The 5,463-nt window shown below is 56.0% G+C and carries 2 protein-coding genes; both read left to right on the top strand.

Annotation, left to right across the window (positions count from 1 at the left end):
* On the top strand, positions 1 to 4,904 hold a 4,904-nt coding region (locus tag OB87_RS19290), incomplete at its 5' end, for a hemagglutinin repeat-containing protein (protein WP_200884327.1).
* A gap of 11 nt (positions 4,905 to 4,915) precedes the next feature.
* Positions 4,916 to 5,326 carry a hypothetical protein gene (locus OB87_RS19285; RefSeq protein ID WP_152605913.1) on the top strand — a complete coding sequence of 137 codons (411 nt, stop codon included), beginning with the start codon at positions 4,916 to 4,918 and terminating at the stop codon, positions 5,324 to 5,326.
* Positions 5,327 to 5,463: the final 137 nt, after the last annotated feature.

Here is a 5,463-nt window from a genome sequence, read left to right as displayed (position 1 = left end):
GCAGCACGGTGACGGCGGTGACGGCGCTCAACATCGCCAGCGGGGGGCAGGTCACCAACCGCGAAGGCGGGCTGCTGAACGCGGGCGGGGCGCTGAATCTGGTGGCGCTGGGTAACCTGACCAACAGCAGCGCCACCATTCAGGGCCGTCAGGTGACACTGGCCAGCGTCAGCGGCGATATTGTCAACACCACGACGACCAGCCAGTGGCAATTTGAATCCATAAATGGACGTGAACGATTAACCCATACCGATATCGGCCAGGCCGGGCTGATAACGGCACAAAACGGGCTGACGCTGCAGGCGGGGCACGATATCGCGCTGAACGGGGCGCAGCTGAGTGCGGGCGGGCCGCTGAGTCTGGCGGCGGGCAACGACATCCAGCTGAAGGCGCTGGGCACGGTGACGGACACGGTGCGCGAGGGCGGCGGGGCTACCACCGAACGTCGTCGTCAGGGACTGGTGCAGAGCACGCTTGCCAGCGGGGGCGCGCTGAGCCTGAATGCCGGGCGTGATCTGAATGGCACGGCGGCGCAGCTGAGCGCGGCAGGCACCCTGGCGCTGTCGGCGGGGCGGGACCTGAGCCTGCTGTCGGCTGAGCAGGAGCAGTTCAGCTCGAACGCGTGGAAGCGGCACCTGGACTGGCAGCAGACGGTGACGCAGCAGGGGACGGTGCTGAATGCGGGCGGGGGGCTGAGCCTGCGGGCGGGTCAGGACCTGACGCTGCAGGGGGCGCAGGCGGAAACGGCGGGCGAGCTGACGGCGCAGGCGGGGCGTGACCTGAGCCTGCTGTCGGCGACGGAAAGCCGGCATGATTTTTTTGAAGAGACGACGGTGAAGAAGGGGTTCCTGTCGAAGACCACCACGCACACGCAGCGTGAAACGGCGCAGACGACGGAGAAGGGGACGCTGCTGTCGGGGGGGAGCGTGGCGCTGACGGCGGGGCAGGATATCAACCTGCAGGCGTCTGCTATTGCTGGAGAAAAGTCTATTGCACTGAACGCCGGTAACGATGTCAACCTGGTTGCAGGCATTGAGGAACAGTGGCATCACGAGGAGCAGACCAGAAAGAAATCCGGCTTGATGAGCAGCGGCGGTCTGGGATTCACCATCGGGTCACAGTCCAGTAAGGCCGGGTATGATGGAGCGGAAACCCGCCAGAGCGCCGCTCGCAGCGTGGTTGGTGCATCAGATGGCAATGTGGTTATTCAGGCCGGGAGAAATGTCGCCATTATTGGCAGTGACGTTATTGCCGCCAGTCAGACACCAACGGATGGGCGTCAGACAGGGAACATCAATGTTATTGCTGAAAATATTGCCATTGCCCCCGGAATAGATACCCGTGACATCACCACCCGGCTTGAAACGAAAAGCAGTGGGATAAGTGTTGCGCTAAAAGGCACTCCGTATGATAGCTATCAGAATTTACGCGATATTGCCAACGTTGACGGGGTAACACAGAAAGCCAGACTATTTGCCGGTGAAATGGCGGCGATGGTGTTTGATGTGCCGCAACTGGCCATTTCGGTCGGACGTCAGGTGAGCCAGTCTGTACAGCATATCCAGGGGGTTTACCAAAGCGGCAGTGCACTGACTGCTGCAGGCAATATCCAATTACGTGCCGCCGGCAACGGTCAGCAGAATGCGTCCGGAAAGGCGCTGAGCGGCGATATTGTCGCCTCTGGCAGCGCGATTCATGCGGGTGGTGATGTATTCCTCAATGCTGCGCGTAATATCGTGCTGCAGAGTGCCAGTGATGCCGAAGAAACCGGATTGCATTCCTCCAGTCATGGAACATCATTCAGTTTTGCCACGCCCGGTATTAGTTCAGCTATTCGTCAGATTGGCGGTGGACCTAACCACGGTGTTGGACTGGTGCCGTTTGGCACTGAACGTGCCTGGGAGAGGCAGTCAGGGGAGACTCAGGCCCAGACACCCAGTACTGTCAGTGGTCAGAAGGTGACGTTGAACAGCCAGACGGGGGATATCCGTGTCGCGGGCAGTGCGATAACAGGGGGCCGGGATGTTGTACTGCAGGCCGACAACGGAAATGTTGTCATTACCCCTGGGCAGAATCACGCCCGCAATGAAACCAGCGGCAACCGCAGTGTGATTGGCGATTTAGGCGGTGATGGATACAGCGGAACCGTCGGCTGGAGGTCAACGACCTATCATTCACTGGATGATGTCAGCCAGCAGAGTGTGCTGAGGAGCTATATACAGAGCGGTGAAGGTAATGTGCGTGTGTCTGCTGGGGAGAATGTGGCGATTGCTGGTGCCGACTTGCGTGCTGGTCAGTCCTTGCTGCTGTCCGGTCGCAATGTAACGCTTGATCCGGCAGCGGATACAGAGCATCGCACACGAGAACAACAAAGTCGCCAATATGGTGTGACAACGGCCTTATCCGGTTATGCAGTGAGTGCGGCACAGTCTCTTGAGAAGCTGTCGCAGTCAGTGGAAGACAACCGTGACCCGAGGTTAAGTGCGATTTATGCCGCGCAGACCGCGCTGAATCTGGTAACCAAAACTACAGTCACGCAAATGAACGGCTCGGCGATCAAAGTCACGGTTAGTGCCGGGGGTGGTAGCAGTCGCAGCGTACAGCAGCAAGATAAAGTCAGCCGTGAAGGCAGTACCCTGTATGCCAACGGGGATGTGCAGGTGAAAGCTGCTCAGGACATTAGCGCGACAGGCGTAGATATCCGGGGGCAAAATGTTGATCTGTCGGCAGGCCGGGCGCTGACGCTGAAGGCGGCGCAAAGTCAGGAAAGTGTGAACGGAAGTAGTAGCGGTAGCCAGTTTGGTGCTGGTGTGGGGTTTGGTCTGGGTGGCACGCAGAACGGCTTCACTATTGAACTGTCCGCCAGTGGGCAGAAAGGTCAGGAAACGGGTAGCAGTCAGAGTTATCAGTTGTCGCGGGTCACGGCCGCAGGCGCGGTAAACCTGAGCAGCGGTGATGATACGACACTGGAGGGTGCGGTGGTATCCGGTGAGCGGGTTAATGCGGATGTGGGAGGAAATCTGCATATTAGCAGCGTACAGGACAGTGCCACCTATGCCAGCAAAAACACCAGTGCAGGCGTCAACATCAGCATTTGTGTTCCGCCTATTTGTGCCGGGCAGACGGTGTCGGGTAATGCCAGCCTGAGCCAGCAGATTTTGAATAACCGTTATGCGTCGGTGACGGAGCAGAGTGGCATAAAAGCCGGTGAAGACGGGTTTGCTATCCGGGTTGGCGGACATACCCAACTGGATGGAGCTGTGCTGGCCTCGGACGCGGGTGCGGAGAAGAACCGGCTGGAGACAGGAACGCTGGGCTGGCGTGATATCGCCAATGTTTCGAATTATCAGGGGCGAGGAATAAACCTTGTCGCTTCGACGGATAGTATGCCGGTAGGCGGTTTGTTACAAAGCACCGGTAAGGTGTCAGGAACGACCCGCTCTGCGGTGGCACCGGGTACGATTATAATCCATGATGCGACACAGTCGCAGGACATCGGGCAGCTCAGACGAGATACGTTGGGTACGCTTGGGGCTGTGGCGGATGGTTTTAAGCGCAATGAGGTGGAAGACCGTCTTGCTATCCAGAAAGAGATGACCTCGCTGGGTGTGCAGGCGATGGGCGCGTATGGGGAGTATAAAAAGCGGGAGGCGGCCACCGCGGCAGCGCAGCGTCTGACCCAGGAAGGGGTGCCAGCCAGTGAGATGGAAAGCCGAATAAAGAACAGCGAGGAAGTCAGGAAGGCGGGGGAAAGTTACGCGCCGGGAAGCGCCTACTGGGCGGCGGGCACTGCACTGACGGCCGCGTTATCGGGAGGGCTGGGAGGAAACCTGAGTGGTGCGGTAAGCGGCGCGGCGGCACCGTATCTGGCGAAGCTGGTGAAGGATGTGAGCGATGGCAACGAGCCGGTGCGGGTGGCGTTGCATACGGTATTGGGTGCGTTTCTTGCACGGACACAGGGAGGAAGTGCGACCAGTGGTGCATTGGGCGGTTTCACCGCGGCGGCGGCAAGCGGGCTGATTGCGCAGGCGCTGTACCCGAAAGCGGAGACGCTGTCGGCAGAGCAAAAACAGCTGGTGGCGAATCTGGTAATGATAGCGGGCGCTGGTGTGGGCGGTATAGCCGGTGGTAACCTGATTGATGCTGGCAGTGCTGCGAACACGGCCAAGAATGAGGTGGAGAATAACTCGCTGGGCAAGGTATTGCTTGAGGGGTGTGCGATAGCGTCACCGTGCAGGACAAAGGTTGCCTCACAGTTGCTGGAAATAGGTGCGAAAGCAGGCATCGCCGGTCTGGCCGGTGTGGCACTCAAAGAGGTTGCAGACAAGATAACCTCTGATGAACTGGATCATCTCGTCACACTGGAACTGATAGGGAATAACGAGATCACTGCAAAATATCTCAGCTCACTTCAGGACAAGTATGCGCCGTCGCATACGGGGGGGGATCAACTGAATGGTGCCGGGCAATCCCTAACGAATACAGGTGGCAATCAGCAACTGGAGCCAACTGGAATACCGAGTCATACAGGAAATAATCAGTCGCAAGGTCAGGGAGTAACGAATACCGGAAATACCGATGGAGCGCCATCAACTGCCGGAAACACTACCACGACGCCGATCCCTGATGGGCCGAATAAGGATGACTTGGCGTATTTATCTGAAAAACCGTTGGGACTCGGCTCAACTGGTAGAACACAAGCAAATTCTTTACAAGAAAAATTGGCAATGGATCAAGCCCTATCTAATCCCGCTGCGGGTCGTCAATTACCAATCCCGATGACAGACAAGCGATGGCCTAAGGAGGAGGGATGGGTGAAAATGGCACAAAATATTAATGGTGTCGAAATACACTATGTGCGTAATACGAAAACGAATCAGGTCGATGATTTTAAATTCAAATAGGTAATTTAATAATGCTGGTTTTATGTAATTCAAAATCAGGAAAAGACTTGCCTGATGAAGCGAGAGTTATGGGGGAGAATGACGAAACGGAATTTTCTCCTTTAGAAAAAGGTGTGGAGTATACAGTTTATGGAATGATGTACTACCCACTCCGAACTGACTTACTCGTCTGCCCTGATGGAGATGCTCCCTTGTGGGTGCCTTCAAATCTTTTTGACGTTCTTGATGACAGGTTGCCAAGTGATTGGGGATGTGTCATTACAGAGAAAAAAGGCGGATATGCCGATTTAAGGGATGCTTTTGGAATAAATGCTATATGTGGTTATCTTGAGTTGATTAGATCATATGAGCATTACATTGGTATCCTTGAAAGAGATCCGAGTGAATTACAAAAATTTTATTCTTATAAAGATCGTTGCTAAAGAGGGTGTACGTAATTCTGTGTAACTGCCCCTGTATTAAAGGTGATCGCTCAGGCGATCACCGAACTCGATAATAAAACGGCTCATTGCCAGCCGCCAGTTCTGGATCGGCATACTCCATTTTTTTGATGCCGACT

It is taken from the genome of Dickeya undicola, assembly GCF_000784735.1.
Classification (GTDB): Bacteria; Pseudomonadota; Gammaproteobacteria; order Enterobacterales; family Enterobacteriaceae; genus Dickeya; species Dickeya undicola.
Note: the sequence above shows the minus strand (reverse complement) of the source record. Positions and strands in the feature narration are given on the sequence as shown.